This window comes from Pseudomonas sp. GW821-FHT03E01 (assembly GCF_059420765.1).
Genome location: NZ_JBWKUI010000009.1, coordinates 26,947 through 41,771, shown reverse-complemented (window position 1 = coordinate 41,771; position 14,825 = coordinate 26,947). Strand labels below are relative to the sequence as shown.

Annotated in this window: 15 protein-coding genes; 11 read left to right on the top strand and 4 right to left on the bottom strand. The window is 59.3% G+C overall.

What is annotated here, in order from left to right; all coding sequences use genetic code 11:
* Positions 1–44: 44 nt before the first annotated feature.
* The 6 genes from AC07VO_RS16445 to AC07VO_RS16420 all read left to right on the top strand — a co-directional run bounded on the left by AC07VO_RS16445 (position 45) and on the right by AC07VO_RS16420 (position 6,846).
* Positions 45–1,346, top strand: coding sequence for an ABC transporter substrate-binding protein (locus AC07VO_RS16445; protein ID WP_064616384.1), 1,302 nt, complete (start codon positions 45–47; stop codon positions 1,344–1,346).
* Between the two features lie 143 nt (positions 1,347–1,489).
* Entirely contained in the window at positions 1,490–2,398 is a 909-nt protein-coding gene (locus AC07VO_RS16440) for a carbohydrate ABC transporter permease (protein WP_018926470.1), read from the top strand.
* On the top strand, positions 2,391–3,236 hold the full coding sequence (locus AC07VO_RS16435) for a carbohydrate ABC transporter permease (protein WP_019581464.1): 846 nt from the start codon (positions 2,391–2,393) through the stop codon (positions 3,234–3,236). The genes AC07VO_RS16440 and AC07VO_RS16435 overlap by 8 nt, the downstream gene beginning before the upstream one ends.
* Positions 3,237–3,238: 2 nt before the next feature.
* Positions 3,239–4,399, top strand: a complete 1,161-nt coding sequence (locus tag AC07VO_RS16430) for an ABC transporter ATP-binding protein (RefSeq protein WP_018926468.1) — start codon at positions 3,239–3,241, stop codon at positions 4,397–4,399.
* Positions 4,400–4,528: 129 nt separating this feature from the next.
* Positions 4,529–5,875: a carbohydrate porin gene (locus AC07VO_RS16425; protein ID WP_018926467.1), complete on the top strand. Its 1,347-nt coding sequence runs from the start codon at positions 4,529–4,531 to the stop codon at positions 5,873–5,875.
* A 116-nt stretch (positions 5,876–5,991) separates the two neighbouring features.
* Positions 5,992–6,846 (top strand): D-hexose-6-phosphate mutarotase, encoded by an 855-nt coding sequence (locus tag AC07VO_RS16420; protein WP_495007613.1) that lies wholly within the window; start codon positions 5,992–5,994, stop codon positions 6,844–6,846.
* Between the two features lie 60 nt (positions 6,847–6,906).
* Here AC07VO_RS16420 and AC07VO_RS16415 read toward each other — a convergent pair whose 3' ends face one another.
* Entirely contained in the window at positions 6,907–7,767 is an 861-nt protein-coding gene (locus tag AC07VO_RS16415) for a MurR/RpiR family transcriptional regulator (RefSeq protein WP_172901244.1), read from the bottom strand.
* 227 nt (positions 7,768–7,994) lie between these two features.
* On the opposite strand from AC07VO_RS16415, the gene zwf reads away from it, so the two are divergent.
* The 4 genes from zwf (at position 7,995) to AC07VO_RS16395 (ending at position 11,933) form a co-directional block, all read left to right on the top strand.
* A complete protein-coding gene (gene zwf, locus AC07VO_RS16410; RefSeq protein ID WP_019581460.1) occupies positions 7,995–9,464 on the top strand; it encodes a glucose-6-phosphate dehydrogenase in 1,470 nt (489 codons plus the stop codon).
* Positions 9,451–10,164 (top strand): 6-phosphogluconolactonase, encoded by a 714-nt coding sequence (gene pgl / locus AC07VO_RS16405; protein WP_018926463.1) that lies wholly within the window; start codon positions 9,451–9,453, stop codon positions 10,162–10,164. Before zwf ends, pgl begins: the two co-directional genes overlap by 14 nt.
* A gap of 17 nt (positions 10,165–10,181) precedes the next feature.
* A complete protein-coding gene (locus tag AC07VO_RS16400; protein WP_018926462.1) occupies positions 10,182–10,847 on the top strand; it encodes a bifunctional 4-hydroxy-2-oxoglutarate aldolase/2-dehydro-3-deoxy-phosphogluconate aldolase in 666 nt (221 codons plus the stop codon).
* 360 nt (positions 10,848–11,207) lie between these two features.
* Positions 11,208–11,933 (top strand): intradiol ring-cleavage dioxygenase, encoded by a 726-nt coding sequence (locus AC07VO_RS16395; protein ID WP_495007612.1) that lies wholly within the window; start codon positions 11,208–11,210, stop codon positions 11,931–11,933.
* Positions 11,934–11,935: 2 nt separating this feature from the next.
* Here AC07VO_RS16395 and AC07VO_RS16390 read toward each other — a convergent pair whose 3' ends face one another.
* Positions 11,936–13,117 carry an aminotransferase class V-fold PLP-dependent enzyme gene (locus AC07VO_RS16390; protein WP_018926460.1) on the bottom strand — a complete coding sequence of 394 codons (1,182 nt, stop codon included), beginning with the start codon at positions 13,115–13,117 and terminating at the stop codon, positions 11,936–11,938.
* 25 nt (positions 13,118–13,142) lie between these two features.
* Complete coding sequence (locus tag AC07VO_RS16385; RefSeq protein ID WP_007949456.1) at positions 13,143–13,379, bottom strand: DUF3820 family protein; 237 nt, start codon at positions 13,377–13,379, stop codon at positions 13,143–13,145.
* Between the two features lie 202 nt (positions 13,380–13,581).
* Here AC07VO_RS16385 and AC07VO_RS16380 point away from each other — a divergent pair, with 202 nt between their 5' ends.
* Complete coding sequence (locus AC07VO_RS16380) at positions 13,582–14,049, top strand: ferritin-like domain-containing protein (RefSeq protein ID WP_018926459.1); 468 nt, start codon at positions 13,582–13,584, stop codon at positions 14,047–14,049.
* 264 nt (positions 14,050–14,313) lie between these two features.
* Here the strand turns inward: AC07VO_RS16380 and AC07VO_RS16375 are convergent, their stop codons facing one another.
* The gene (locus AC07VO_RS16375; protein WP_018926458.1) at positions 14,314–14,784 is read right to left on the bottom strand and encodes a MaoC family dehydratase; all 471 of its coding nucleotides are present in this window, start codon (positions 14,782–14,784) and stop codon (positions 14,314–14,316) included.
* Positions 14,785–14,825 lie beyond the last annotated feature (41 nt).

Genomic DNA, 14,825 nt, shown 5'->3' with positions numbered 1-14,825 from the left:
AAGCACCAGACTTGCATGCATAACAACAAGAAAGGTACTACTAGATGAATGCGATTTCTCGCCTCGCTACTGTCATTTCTCTCGCTTCACTGCTTCCCGTTGCTGCATTCCCGCTCAGTGCCCTTGCCGCCGATTCCAAAGGTTCGGTGGAAGTCGTTCACTGGTGGACGTCTGGTGGTGAAAAAGCAGCTGTCGATGTGCTCAAGGCTCAAGTCGAAAAAGACGGTTTCACCTGGAAAGACGGCGCAGTCGCCGGCGGTGGCGGTGCCACGGCCATGACCGTACTCAAAAGCCGCGCCGTGGCCGGTAACCCGCCGGGTGTAGCGCAGATCAAAGGTCCGGACATTCAGGAATGGGCGTCTACCGGTCTGCTCGATACCGACGTCTTGAAAGACGCTGCCAAAGCTGAGAAGTGGGACAGCCTGCTCGACAAGAAAGTCTCCGATACCGTGAAGTACGACGGTAACTATGTGGCCGTGCCGGTGAACATTCACCGCGTCAACTGGTTGTGGATCAATCCGGAAGTCTTCAAGAAAGCCGGCATCGAAAAAGCGCCAACCACCCTTCAGGAATTCTACGCGGCCGGTGACAAGCTCAAGGCCGCGGGCTTCATCGCGCTTGCCCACGGTGGCCAGCCTTGGCAAGACAGCACCGTGTTCGAAGCGGTGGTCCTGTCGGTCATGGGCGTCGATGGCTACAAGAAAGCCCTGGTCGATCTGGATAACGCGGCGCTGACCGGTCCTGACATGGTCAAGGCGCTGACCGAGCTGAAGAAAGTCGCGACCTACATGGACGCCGACGGCAAAGGCCAGGACTGGAACCTGGAGGCGGCCAAGGTCATCAACGGCAAGGCCGGCATGCAGATCATGGGTGACTGGGCCAAGAGCGAGTGGACAGCGGCCAAGAAAGTCGCTGGCAAGGATTACGAGTGCGTAGCCTTCCCGGGCACCGACAAGGCCTTCACCTACAACATCGACTCGCTGGCCGTGTTCAAGCAGAAAGACAAGGGCACTGCTGCGGCTCAGCAGGACATTGCCAAGATCGTGCTGGGTGAGAACTTCCAGAAAGTCTTCAGCATCAACAAGGGTTCGATCCCGGTTCGAAACGACATGCTGAGTGACATGGGCAAGTACGGTTTCGACTCCTGCGCCCAGACGGCTGCCAAAGACTTCCTGGCGGACGCCAAGACCGGTGGCTTGCAGCCGAGCATGGCGCACAACATGGCGACCACGCTGGCGGTACAGGGTGCTTTCTTTGATGTCGTGACCAACTTCATCAACGATCCGAAAGCCGATCCTGCCACTGCCGCCAAGCAACTCGGCACTGCCATTAAAGCAGCCAAGTAATGCTTGGCCTGTAGGAGCCGGCTTGCTGGCGATAGCGATGTGTCATTCAACGCAGATGTCGACTGACACACCGCCTTCGCCAGCAAGCCGGCTCCTACAGGGGACCTGGCCGAATTCTCTCTCTCTTCGTACTGGATCTTCCCATGAGTTCTGTTGCTGTGTTCAGCAAGGCCTCGCCGTTCGATGCGCTGCAGCGCTGGCTCCCCAAGCTGGTGCTGGCGCCGAGCATGTTCATTGTTCTGGTGGGGTTCTATGGCTATATCCTGTGGACCTTCGTCCTGTCGTTCACCACTTCGACCTTCCTGCCGACTTACAAATGGGCGGGTCTGGCGCAGTACCAGCGGCTGTTCGACAACGATCGCTGGTGGGTAGCGAGCAAGAACCTGGCGCTTTTCGGCGGCATGTTCATCGGTATCACCCTGGTGATCGGTGTGTTGCTGGCGGTGTTTCTTGATCAGCGCATTCGTCGCGAAGGTTTCATTCGCACCATTTACCTGTACCCGATGGCGCTTTCGATGATCGTCACCGGTACTGCCTGGAAATGGTTGCTCAACCCGGGCATGGGCCTGGACAAATTGCTGCGTGACTGGGGCTGGGAAGGCTTTCGCCTGGACTGGCTGATCGATCCGGATCGCGTTGTGTACTGCCTGGTGATCGCGGCGGTATGGCAAGCCTCGGGCTTTATCATGGCGATGTTCCTCGCCGGCCTGCGTGGCGTTGATCAATCGATCATCCGTGCCGCCCAGATCGATGGCGCGAGCATGCCGCGCATTTACCTGAAAGTGGTGTTGCCGAGCCTGCGCCCGGTGTTCTTCAGCGCAGTGATGATCCTGGCCCACATCGCTATCAAGAGTTTCGACCTGGTAGCGGCAATGACCGCCGGTGGCCCGGGTTATTCCTCCGATCTGCCTGCGATGTTCATGTATTCCTTCACCTTCAGTCGCGGCCAGATGGGCATGGGCTCGGCCAGTGCGATTCTGATGCTCGGTGCGATTCTCGCGATCATCGTGCCTTACCTGTACTCCGAGCTGAGGGCCAAACGTCATGACTAGTTTCGCTGCCAAACCTGCCATCAGCCTGAGTCGCATCGCGATCTATGGCGTGCTGCTCCTTGCGGTATTGCTGTACCTGATACCGCTGGTGGTCATGCTGTTGACCAGTTTCAAGACGCCGGAAGACATCAACTCCGGCAACCTGCTGAGCTGGCCGACCGTGGTCAGCGGTATTGGCTGGATCAAGGCCTGGGGCACGGTTGACGGGTACTTCTGGAACTCGATCAAGATCACCGTTCCGGCGGTAATGATCTCCACGGCCATCGGTGCGTTGAACGGCTATGTGCTGTCGATGTGGCGCTTTCGCGGCTCGCAGTTGTTCTTCGGCCTGCTGCTGTTCGGTTGCTTCCTGCCATTCCAGACGGTCCTGCTGCCGGCCTCGTTCACCCTCGGCAAGATGGGCCTGGCCAGCACGACGACAGGCCTGGTGTTCGTGCACGTGGTCTACGGCCTGGCGTTCACCACGCTGTTTTTCCGTAACTACTACGTCAGCGTTCCCGATGCACTGGTGAAGGCAGCGCGGCTCGATGGCGCGGGGTTCTTCACCATCTTCCGCTTGATCATTTTGCCGATGTCCACCCCGATCATCATGGTCTGCCTGATCTGGCAGTTCACCCAGATCTGGAACGACTTCCTGTTCGGCGTGGTGTTCTCCAGCGGTGACTCGCAACCCATTACGGTGGCGTTGAACAACTTGGTCAACACCAGTACCGGGGCCAAGGAATACAACGTTGATATGGCGGCGGCAATGATCGCCGGGCTGCCGACCCTGCTGGTCTATGTGGTCGCAGGTAAGTATTTCGTGCGCGGGCTGACGGCCGGCGCAGTCAAGGGGTAATCATGGCTACGCTCGAACTTCGCAATGTAAACAAAACCTATGGCCCCGGCCTGCCGGACACCCTCAAGAACATCGAGCTGTCGATCAAGGACGGTGAATTCCTGATTCTTGTGGGCCCTTCGGGTTGCGGTAAATCGACCCTGATGAATTGCATCGCCGGCCTTGAGACCATCACCGGCGGCGCGATCATGATCGGTGACCAGGACGTCAGCGGCATGAGCCCCAAAGACCGCGACATCGCCATGGTGTTCCAGTCCTACGCGCTGTACCCGACCATGAGCGTGCGCGAAAACATCGCGTTCGGTTTGAAGATACGCAAGATGCCTGCCGCCGACATCGACGCGGAAGTCGCTCGCGTGGCCAAGCTGTTGCAAATCGAACACCTGCTCAACCGCAAGCCGGGTCAGCTCTCCGGTGGTCAGCAACAGCGCGTGGCCATGGGCCGGGCGTTGGCGCGTCGGCCGAAGATCTACCTGTTCGACGAACCGCTGTCCAACCTCGACGCCAAGCTGCGGGTCGAGATGCGCACAGAAATGAAACTGATGCACCAGCGCTTGAAAACCACCACGGTCTACGTGACCCACGACCAGATCGAAGCGATGACCCTGGGCGACAAAGTGGCGGTGATGAAGGACGGGATTATCCAGCAGTTCGGTACGCCGAAAGACATCTACAACAACCCGGCCAACCTGTTCGTGGCGAGCTTCATCGGTTCGCCGCCGATGAACTTCATCCCCCTGCGTTTGCAGCGCAAGGACGGCCGTCTGTTGGCGCTGCTCGACAGCGGTCAGGCGCGCTGCGAATTGCCGCTGGGCATGCAGGACGCCGGTCTCGAAGACCGCGAAGTGATCCTCGGCATGCGCCCGGAACAGATCGTGCTGGCGAACGGCGAAGCCAACGGCCTGCCGACCATCCGCGCCGAAGTGCAGGTCACCGAACCGACCGGTCCCGACACCCTGGTATTCGTCAATCTCAACGACACCAAGGTCTGCTGCCGTCTGGCACCGGACGTCGCACCAGCCCCGGGCGAGACCCTGACGCTGCAATTCGATCCATCGAAAGTGCTGCTGTTCGATGCCAAGACCGGTGAGCGTCTGGGCGTTGCCGGCCTGCCAAAAACCGAAGCTCACAGCGCCAACGTGGCCCAGTTCAAAGGCCGCTGAAGATCAAATGTGGGAGCGAGCAAGCCCGCTCTCACAGGGGGGATTAGTGGCGGATGGAGACATCCGTCGCAATCGATGTAAACCGCGTTAGATAAAAACAGTTAATAACAATAAAACGAGGATGTAGGGATGAAGAAGAAGAACAACGCTCAGCTGATCTGCCAATTGTCAGCGGTTGCGGCGATGATGCTGGCCGGTAGCGTACACGCGGCTGACGCGTTCAGTGCCGATTCCCAGTGGATGACGGGGGACTGGGGGGGCGAGCGGACCAAGCTGATCGAGCAAGGTATCGACATCAAGGCCGACTATGTCGGTGAAGTGGGCGCCAACCTGCACGGCGGCTACAACGACGACAAGACGGCTCGTTACGCCGACCAGTTTGGTCTGGGCGTGGCGCTGGACCTGCAAAAATTGTGGGGCTGGGATAACACCCAGGCCAAGATCCAGCTCACCAACCGTAACGGTCAGAACATCTCCAATGACCGTGTCGGCGACCCGCGTGCCGGCACCTTGAGCTCCTCCCAGGAAGTCTACGGCCGTGGCCACATGGTCCGTCTGACCCAGCTGTGGATCAAGCACCAGTTCCTCGACGGGAAACTGGACGTCAAGGCTGGTTACTTCGGCGAAGGCGAAGACTTCAACACCTTCCCTTGTGAGTTCCAGAACCTGGCATTCTGCGGTTCCCAGGCGGGTAACTGGGCGACCGGTATCTGGTACAACTGGCCGGTCATGCAGGCAGCGGTTCGCGTGAAGTACAACATCACGCCTGAGTTCTATGCGCAGATCGGCGCGTACAACCAGAACCCATCGCAACTTGAGCACGGTAACGGTTTCAAGCTCAGCGGCAGTGGCACCAAGGGCACCGTCTTGCCGGTTGAATTGGTCTGGTCGCCGAAGGTCAACAACCTGCCGGGCGAATACCGTGTCGGTTACTACAAGAGCACGGCCGACGCCAATGACGTCCGTAAAGACGACAACGGCAATGATGCAGCGACCACCGGCAATGCCTATCGCAGCCATGACAGCAAGCACGGCTACTGGTTCGTGGCGCAGCAACAACTGACCACCCATAACGGTGATGCTTCGCGCGGTCTGAACATCGCGGCCAACGCCACCTTCCACGACAAGGACACCAACTTCGTCGACAACTACCAGTCGCTGATGTTTGTTTACAAGGGCCCGTTCGATGCGCGTCCAAAAGACGACGTCGGGATCGGTTTCTCCCGTATCCATGTCAACGATGACGTGAAGAAAAACTCCGAGTTGGTCAACGCCGCCAATGGTGTCACCGACTACAACGATCCACTGTTCGCGCCACTGCGCAGCACCGAGTACAACTACGAGATCAACTACGGTTTCCACGTTACCAACTGGCTGACGGTGCGTCCTAACTTGCAATACATCACTCACCCGGGTGGTGTGGATGAAGTTGATAACGCGCTGGTCGCCGGCCTGAAAATTCAGTCGGTGTTCTAACGCTGTTGCGATAAGCTCCTCTCTATGTGCGCATATTTGCGGACGGCCATGGCTGTCCGCTTTTTTTTGGGGGTGGCGCACCCTCGGGTGACAGATGATTTTCAGGACCGTGGCACATGCTTGAGCATCCGCTACAACGCTTCTTCAAATCCTTGCGCGAACGTCCGGTGTTTGCGTGGGAGCGCTATCAGATGCGCGACGTGCTGGTGATCGACCATCCGCTGTGTCAGGCGGTGTTCAGTCGTCAGGGCGCGCAGTTGTTGCACTTCCAGCCAAAGGGTCAGAAACCCTGGTTGTGGTGCGCGGCGAAATGGCCGCACGTGGGTGCGATTCGCGGCGGCGTGCCGGTGTGCTGGCCGTGGTATGGCCGCCACCCAAGCGAAAACGCCTGGCCGTCCCATGGTTGGGCGCGCCTGCTCGACTGGAAGCTGCTCGACAGCGGCAGTGACGACGATGGCGTGCGCCTGCACTGGCAGTTACAGCTGTGCGACTGGCAAGTGGACTTGCATGCGCACCTGGGCGAACGCATGGATTTGCACCTGAGCACCGAGCATCAGGACGACATGCCGTGCCAGTTGAGTCAGGCGTTGCACGCCTATTGGCGTATTGGTGATGTCGGTGAGATAGCGCTGTCTGGGCTCGAAGGAGCGCAAGGTTACGACCAGTTGAACCGCCAGGCTTGCCAACAGGAAGGCGAGTTGCGGGTCGACGGTGGGTGTCAGCGCGTGTTCCAGCATGACGGCGAACTGCAGCTCAAGGACCACGCCTGGCAGCGCGAACTGTGCATCGACACCGGTGATCATGCGGACACGGTGGTCTGGCATCCCGGCTCGCGGCCATTACTGGGCGTGAGCTGGAACGAGATTTCCGAGTTCGTCTGTGTGGAAGCGGCCAGCGGCGGCACCGACAGCCTGTGCCTGGCGCCGGGGGAGCGGGCGCATCTGAGTTTGCAGGCGCGGGTTGGGGCGTAGCCGATGCGCACAACCTTTGTGGCGGTGCGGCGTTCCGACAAGCCCCCTCGCCACAGTGGGTTAATTAAACTCATCCCCAATCGGATACCGACTGGCATTGAGGCTTTCCTTGATCTTGCGCAAATGCGGCTGGAAATCCACGCCTCGGCGCAAGGTCATGCCGGTGGCGAGCACATCGAGCACGGTCAGCTGAATGATCCGCGAGGTCATCGGCATGTAAATGTCGGTGTCTTCCGGCAACGGAATGTTCAGGCTCAAGGTACTGGCTTTGGCCAGCGGCGAACCTTCGGCCGTCAGCCCCAGCACCGAAGCGCCGTTTTCCCGGGCGATGCGTGCCACTTCCACCAGTTCGCGGGTACGGCCGGTGTAGGAGATGATCACGAATAACTCACCGGTGTGGGCCACCGAGGCAATCATGCGTTGCATCAGCACATCGGCATGGGCGGTCACTGCCAGGTTGAAGCGGAAGAACTTGTGCTGCGCATCCAGTGCCACCGGGGCCGAGGCGCCGAGGCCGAAGAAGTGGATCTGCCGGGCCTGGATCAACAGGTCGACGGCGCGGCTGATCAGGTTCGGGTCCAGTGCCTGGCAGGCGCTGTCCAGGGACGCGATGGCGCTGCCGAAGATCTTCTGGGTGTAAGCCTCGGGGTTGTCGTCGGCTTCCACCGCACGGCTGACATACGCCGCGCCGCTGGCCAGGCTCTGGGCCAGCTGCAGTTTCAGTTCAGGGTAGCCGCTGACACCGAATGAGCGGCAGAAACGGTTGACCGTCGGCTCACTGACCGACGCGGCCTGGGCGAGGGCGGCGATGCTGAACCGGGTCGCCTGCTGTGGGTTGAGCAGGATCACTTCGGCGACTTTGCGTTCTGCCTTGTTCAGGTCTTCGAGGCGACTCTGGATCTGTTCCAGTAAATTTCGCACGCGGTCCATATGGGGTTCCTAAATTCACCTGCGCAAACAAGCGCTCGGCTATGCAAATTGGGCCTTTGATACGGCCCATAACGGTGGCCTATCCTACTGATGGCTCCGACCGACCACCACTCGGAATCTATATTTTGCGAAAATGTTGTGATTATTACTACATTTTCCCTTGAGTGATGCCTTGAAAAAAGGTATTTGTAGCTTAACTTGATAAAAGAACAAACATCATGCCTTCGATTACGGTTGAACCGTGCACCTTTGCCTTGTTCGGCGCTCTCGGCGATCTAGCCCTGCGCAAGCTGTTTCCTGCCCTTTATCAACTCGATGGCGCCGGCCTGCTTCATGAGGATACGCGCATTATCGCACTGGCCCGTGAACCTGGCAGCGAGCAGCAGCATCTGGCGTTCATCGCCACCGAGTTGCGTCGCTACGTGGGCGCCAAAGAGCTGGATGAAGCCGTGCTCGAGCGCTTCCTGGCCCGGTTGAGTTACCTGCATGTCGACTTCCTCAAGGCTGACGATTACGTCGCCCTGGCCGAGCAGGCCGGCAGTGCCCAGCGGGTTATTGCCTACTTCGCCACGCCGGCGGCGGTTTACGGTGCTATTTGCGAGAACCTGTCAAAGGTTGGCCTGGCCGAAAACACCCGCGTGGTGCTGGAAAAACCCATCGGTTCGGACCTGGAATCCTCGCGTAAGGTCAACGACGCCGTGGCGCAGTTCTTCCCGGAGAACCGCACCTACCGTATCGACCACTACCTGGGCAAAGAGACCGTACAAAACCTGATCGCCCTGCGTTTCGCCAACAGCCTGTTCGAAACCCAGTGGAACCAGAATTACATCTCCCACGTGGAAATCACCGTGGCCGAGCAGGTCGGGATCGAAGGCCGTTGGGGTTACTTCGACAAGGCCGGCCAGCTGCGGGACATGATCCAGAATCACCTGCTGCAGTTGCTGTGCCTGATTGCCATGGACCCGCCGGCGGACTTGTCCGCCGACAGCATCCGCGACGAGAAAGTCAAAGTGCTCAAGGCACTGGCGCCGATCAGCCCGGAAGGCCTGACCACTCAAGTGGTGCGCGGCCAGTACATCGCCGGTCACAGCGAAGGCAAGTCGGTGCCGGGGTATCTGGAGGAGCCTAACTCCAACACCCAGAGCGACACCGAAACCTTCGTTGCCCTGCGTGCCGACATTCGCAACTGGCGTTGGGCCGGCGTACCGTTTTACCTGCGCACCGGCAAGCGCATGCCGCAGAAGCTGTCGCAGATCGTCATCCACTTCAAGGAACCGTCGCACTACATCTTCGCCCCCGAGCAGCGCTTGCAGATCAGCAACAAACTGATCATCCGCCTGCAACCGGACGAAGGCATTTCCTTGCGCGTGATGACCAAGGAACAAGGCCTGGACAAGGGCATGCAGTTGCGCAGCGGTCCGTTGCAGCTGAATTTTTCCGACACCTGGCGCAGCGCACGGATTCCCGATGCCTACGAGCGGTTGTTGCTGGAAGTGATGCGTGGCAATCAGAACCTGTTTGTCCGTAAAGATGAAATCGAAGCCGCGTGGAAGTGGTGTGACCAGTTGATTGCCGGGTGGAAAAAGTCCGGTGATGCGCCCAAGCCGTACGCGGCCGGGTCCTGGGGGCCGATGAGTTCCATTGCACTGATCACGCGGGACGGGAGGTCGTGGTATGGCGATATCTGAATTGAAACTGCCTCAGGGCGTCAGCGCCCATGAGTTCAAAAAACCGATGCTGCTGGCCGAAGGCCTGGCATTGGCAGTGGCCAAACAACTGAGCGACGCGATTGCCGCACAAGGCACAGCGACGCTGGTGGTGTCCGGTGGGCGCAGCCCGGTGGCATTTTTCCAGCACCTGGCCAAGCAGGCGCTGGACTGGTCGAAGGTGGTGGTCAGCCTGGCTGACGAGCGCTGGGTGCCGGTGGAGCATGCCGACAGTAATGCCGGTCTGCTCAAGCGTTACCTGTTGCAAGGTCCGGCGGCCAAGGCCCAGTTCCTGAGCCTCTACAGTGCCACCGCCAACCTGGAGCAGGCCGCCGAGCAGGCTGATCGCTTGCTCGCCGAATTGCCGGCGATCGATGTGCTGGTGCTGGGCATGGGCGACGACGGTCACACCGCATCACTGTTCCCCAACAGCCCGAACCTTGCCGACGCCTTGAAAGTCGACGGCACTCGTCGTTGCTGGCCGATGCTGGCGCCGACCGTGCCGCGTCAGCGCCTGACCATGAGTCGCGCGCTGCTGGCTTCGGCCAGGCACACCGTTCTATCGATTTCCGGTCAGTCCAAGTTGACCACCCTGAGCGCCGCACTGGCCGGTGACGATGTCGCCGCCATGCCGATTCGGGCGTTTCTGCAACCTACGTTAGAGATTTACTGGTGCCCATGAACCAAGGATCAGCCGCTATGACAAACACATCCCCGACCGTTTCCATGGCGGACAAAGTTGCCCTGATCGACAGCCTCTGCGCCAAGGCGCGGATCCTGCCGGTGATCACCATCGCTCGCGAACAGGACGTGCTGCCGTTGGCCGACGCCCTGGCCGCCGGTGGCCTCACGGCGCTGGAAGTGACCCTGCGTTCGCAGTTCGGCCTCAAGGCCATCCAGATCCTGCGCGAAAAGCGTCCGGAACTGGTGACCGGTGCCGGTACGGTGCTTGATCGCAGCATGCTGGCCGCTGCCGAAGCCGCCGGTTCACAATTCATCGTGACGCCGGGCATCACCCGTGACCTGCTCGAAGCCAGTGTCGCCAGCCCGATTCCGCTGTTGCCGGGCATCAGCAACGCCTCCGGCATCATGGAAGGCTATTGCCTGGGTTATCGCCGCTTCAAGCTGTTCCCGGCGGAAGTCAGCGGCGGCGTCGCGGCCATCAAGGCCCTGGGCGGCCCGTTCGGGGAAGTTAAATTCTGCCCGACCGGCGGCGTCAGCCCGGCCAACATCAAGAGCTACATGGCGTTGAAGAACGTGATGTGCGTGGGCGGTAGCTGGATGCTTGACCCCGAGTGGATCAAGAACGGCGACTGGGCCCGCATCCAGGAGTGCACCGCCGAGGCGTTGGCGCTGCTGGACTGATCTGATTTACCGGATATACCGGATTTACCAAACACTTCGTTGTGTGTTCTACGGCTTTACGGTGCGCTTGGTCGGTGCACCGTTTTTTTTTGCCTGGTGAAAACTCCTGTGGCCGTCGAAACGCTCGTTGTAGCAGCTGTCGAGCCTGCGAGGCTGCGTTCGGCTGCGAAGCAGTCGTGAATCCGGCTGACGCGGTCTGCCTGACATACCGCAATCTCTGGTTTTACGACTGCTGCGCAGCCGAACGCAGCCTCGCAGGCTCGGCAGCTGCTACGGATCGACATCACGCGATACATAGTTACCGCATCTCGCCGCACGTCCAGCGTTAATCTGCGTTCATCTTATGGAAGAGAGAACGTCATGGACGACAACACCTCGGCTGCACCCCCACTACCGGTTTATCAACTGTCACCCGAGCAGATCGCCGGTCCGTATTTTCGAAATCCAAAACTGATCAGGCGAAACGTCAGCGAAGGCATGGACGGCATTCCCTTGGTGCTGCGGCTCACGATCGTCGATGCCATGACCGGTCAACCGGTTACCGGGGCATTGGTCGATATCTGGCATTGCAATGCGCGCGGGGCGTATTCGGGCTGGAGCAAGGTCAACCCGGACAAGGAAGTCGATGTGGATGATATCGGGTCGATCCCGCGCACCGACGACGACACCTACCTGCGTGGTGGGCAATTCACCGACAAAATGGGCATCGTGCGGTTTACCACTATTTATCCGGGGTTCTATGCCGGCCGCGCTTTGCATATTCACGTCGCGGTACGCATCACCGCCGGTAATAACTATCTGGAAGAGCGGCACGTCGCCTGGGTCGGCCAGCTTTACTTTCCCGAGGTCGCATCAAGGTCGGTGCTCAACGCCCGTGAGTACAGCGGTCGAGCCGTCTCACCGCTGACCAATGCGCAGGATATGTTTTATCAGCGCATGGGCGGCGAGGCCTCGACCCTGAATATTCACACCATCGGTCGAGACTCGAATGAGGACGGCTTTTTTGGGCACATGACCATCGGTGTCGACACGTTTGCGGTGTCATCGCAAATCAAGCCCGAGGACTTTGATAAATACACTGTGTGACGTCAGCGCAATTCGTTCAACGCCCGGGCCAGTACATCCATGTCCGCAGCCATGGTCGTGAGCCCCGGTGTGATGCGGATGCACGGGCCACACGCCGCGCCGCTGCGCGCCACGGTAAACAGGTTGTAGTCGTTGAGCAGGCGCTCGACCATCGCCTGTTGGTCGGCATGCCGGGTAAAGCGCATCGAGGTGATGCCGCAATACAGGCGCGGGTCATCCGGGGTCAGGACTTCGATCCCCGGTAACTCCCGAACGGCATCGACCCAGCGGTTGCGCAGGTAATTGAGCCGAGCGCCCTTGGCGACGGAACCGCCCATGGCCTGATGCTCTTCGAACACCAGCGGCAGGGTCAGCAGGGCCGGGATGTTCGGGGTGCTGTATGGCGTGCGGGCGCGAATGTCGGTGTCAGGGAAATGCATCTCGTCCATGTCCGGGTCGATGTCGGCCAGGCGCTCGGGCGCGATGTAAATGAAGCCGAGAGTCAGCGGCGCACCGATCCATTTGTGCAGGTTGTAGCCGGCGAAGGCAATGCCCAGTTCATCGAGGTTGAACTCGATCTGGCCCAGAGCATGGGCGCCGTCGAGGATTACATCGATGCCATGCTCCCTGGCGGCAGCGGCGATCGCCTGCACCGGCATTACCAGACCGGTGCGATGGGTGACGTGGGTCAGGGCCATCAACTTCAGTCGCGGATAACGTGTGAAAGCTTCGCGGTACGTGGCCAGCAAGCTGTCGAAACTGGCGGGGCGACGGTGCTCGATCTCGATCACTTCCACGCCTCGATAGCGGGCCAGCCAACGCATTGCGCTCTTGACCGTGTCGTACTCCAGATCGCACAGCAGGACCTGATCGCCCGGTTCCAGGCGATTGTAGTTGCGGATCAGCGACTGCAAGCCGTCCGAGGCGTTGCGGGTGAAGGCGACGGCTTCGGCCGGGGCACCGATCAGCTCGGCCAGCTGCGCGCGAATCTTGACGCTTTCGCCCTGTTCGAAGCGCTGGCGCACATGCACCGAGTTGCCGCGGTTGATGAGCTCGATGTTGCGCTGATACTCCTCGACCACGGTGCGTGACATGCGCCCGAAGTAACCGTTCTCCAGGTTCAGGGGGCCGGGTTCGACAGCATAGCGGTCGGCAAAGGTCTGCCAAAAGGCTTCATCACGGGCACGGCGGGTGTTATCGGGCATGGGCGACTCGGTGCGATAGGGCGGTTCAGTGACGGGGGGCAGGTTTGCCGTGCTTGGCGCGCAGCGGTTCGAGCAGTTCCGACAGGCCGTTGTGGTCGATTTCCTGCATCAAGGCCAGCAACCCGCCCAGTTCCCCGTGAGGGAAACCTTCGCGAGCGAACCAGTTCAGGTACTGGCCGGGCAGGTCGGCAATGATACGGCCCTTGTATTTGCCGAAGGGCATCTCGCGGGTAATCAGCAGTTCGAGCTTTTCGGGATTCATCATCAGTCGTCTTGATTTAGAACAGTCTGGAAAATACAGGCATTCTGCATGCAGGCCAATTGACAGATCATGCAAAAAAAGCGGATACAGATTTCGACTAAAGATTAACTCATTGAAATATAGGTAAAAAATTTCAATTCGAAGCTGGCATGCAGGGTGCAACGATTGATTGCATCTTTCATCAACCGCAAGGAATTGAAAAATGACCGACATTAATAAAGAAGCGATCTCTGTACTCAACGACCTGATTGAAACCTGTAAAGACGGTCAGGAAGGGTTCAAGACTTGCGCTGAAGACATCAAGAATCCCGAACTCAAAAACCTGTTCATTCAGCGCTCCGCCGACTGCGCCTCTGCCGCTGCCGAACTGCAGGCCACTGTGCGTTCCCTGGGTGGTGATCCGGAAACCTCCACCAGCGTCAGCGGTGATCTGCATCGTCGCTGGGTGGATGTGAAGTCGATGTTCACCGGCAAGGATGAAGAGGCAGTGCTGAACGAAGCGGAGCGTGGTGAAGACCACGCGAAGAAGGCTTACAAGAAAGCGCTGGATAAAATCAACGAGGACAACCTGGTGAGTATTCGTGACACCGTTGAACGCCAGTACCACGGCGTGCAACGCAACCACGATCAGGTCAAAGCCCTGCGTAACCAGGCTCGCGCACGCTCGTAAGCGTTCGTTACCCATCAAAAACGCCAGCCAGTCTGGCGTTTTTTTGTGTTCGAGATTGTAGGAGAACGAAACGCTGCATTCACCGTGGCGAGGGGGGCTTTTTGTGGCGAGGGAGCTTGCTCCCGCTGGGGTGCGCAGCGCCCCCAATCGGGCACCTCGATTCACCTGTTCCGGCGCGGAGCAGCTTTTACGACTGCTGCGCAGCCGAACGGGAGCAAGCTCCCTCGCCACAGAAGCCCATCCAGGCCACGGATGAGTGATGAATCAGCCGATGCTGATCGCCGGCAACGTCGGCAATGTCACGGTCTGCTGTTTACGCGGCGCCAGAATCTCCGCCTCGCCATCCACTACCAGTTCATCACGCTGATTGAACACTCGGGTGGCGATCCGCACACGAAACTTCGGCATTTTCTCGAGAATTTCCAGGCGCACAGTCAGCGTGTCGCCAATCTTCACCGGCTTCTGAAAGCTCATTGTCTGACCGATATAAATAGTCCCCGGCCCAGGCAGCTCGCAAGCCACCGCCGCGCTGATCAACGCGCCGCTGAACATGCCGTGGGCGATGCGTTCCTTGAACATGGAGGCAGCGGCGAATTCGGCGTCCAGGTGCACCGGGTTGTGGTCGCCGGACATCGCGGCGAACAACTGAATGTCACGTTCTTCGACGGTTTTGCTGTAGCTGGCGGTCTGGCCGACTTCGAGGGCTTCGTAAGGGGTGTTGGTAACCTGGGTCATCTGTCTCGATTCCTGTGACGAATTAAATGAATCCACAAAAA

What these genes read in the sequence shown, in the direction of transcription:
- AC07VO_RS16440 (WP_018926470.1), top strand. Translation starts at nt 1,490, where the DNA reads ATGAGTTCTGTTGCTGTGTTCAGCAAGGCCTCGCCGTTCGATGCGCTG.
- AC07VO_RS16435 (WP_019581464.1), top strand. Translation starts at nt 2,391, where the DNA reads ATGACTAGTTTCGCTGCCAAACCTGCCATCAGCCTGAGTCGCATCGCG.
- pgl (WP_018926463.1), top strand. Translation starts at nt 9,451, where the DNA reads ATGGCGATATCTGAATTGAAACTGCCTCAGGGCGTCAGCGCCCATGAG.
- AC07VO_RS16445 (WP_064616384.1), top strand. Translation starts at nt 45, where the DNA reads ATGAATGCGATTTCTCGCCTCGCTACTGTCATTTCTCTCGCTTCACTG.
- AC07VO_RS16400 (WP_018926462.1), top strand. Translation starts at nt 10,182, where the DNA reads ATGACAAACACATCCCCGACCGTTTCCATGGCGGACAAAGTTGCCCTG.
- AC07VO_RS16385 (WP_007949456.1), bottom strand. Translation starts at nt 13,379, where the DNA reads ATGAATCCCGAAAAGCTCGAACTGCTGATTACCCGCGAGATGCCCTTC.
- AC07VO_RS16380 (WP_018926459.1), top strand. Translation starts at nt 13,582, where the DNA reads ATGACCGACATTAATAAAGAAGCGATCTCTGTACTCAACGACCTGATT.
- AC07VO_RS16430 (WP_018926468.1), top strand. Translation starts at nt 3,239, where the DNA reads ATGGCTACGCTCGAACTTCGCAATGTAAACAAAACCTATGGCCCCGGC.
- AC07VO_RS16395 (WP_495007612.1), top strand. Translation starts at nt 11,208, where the DNA reads ATGGACGACAACACCTCGGCTGCACCCCCACTACCGGTTTATCAACTG.
- AC07VO_RS16390 (WP_018926460.1), bottom strand. Translation starts at nt 13,117, where the DNA reads ATGCCCGATAACACCCGCCGTGCCCGTGATGAAGCCTTTTGGCAGACC.
- AC07VO_RS16420 (WP_495007613.1), top strand. Translation starts at nt 5,992, where the DNA reads ATGCTTGAGCATCCGCTACAACGCTTCTTCAAATCCTTGCGCGAACGT.
- zwf (WP_019581460.1), top strand. Translation starts at nt 7,995, where the DNA reads ATGCCTTCGATTACGGTTGAACCGTGCACCTTTGCCTTGTTCGGCGCT.
- AC07VO_RS16425 (WP_018926467.1), top strand. Translation starts at nt 4,529, where the DNA reads ATGAAGAAGAAGAACAACGCTCAGCTGATCTGCCAATTGTCAGCGGTT.
- AC07VO_RS16375 (WP_018926458.1), bottom strand. Translation starts at nt 14,784, where the DNA reads ATGACCCAGGTTACCAACACCCCTTACGAAGCCCTCGAAGTCGGCCAG.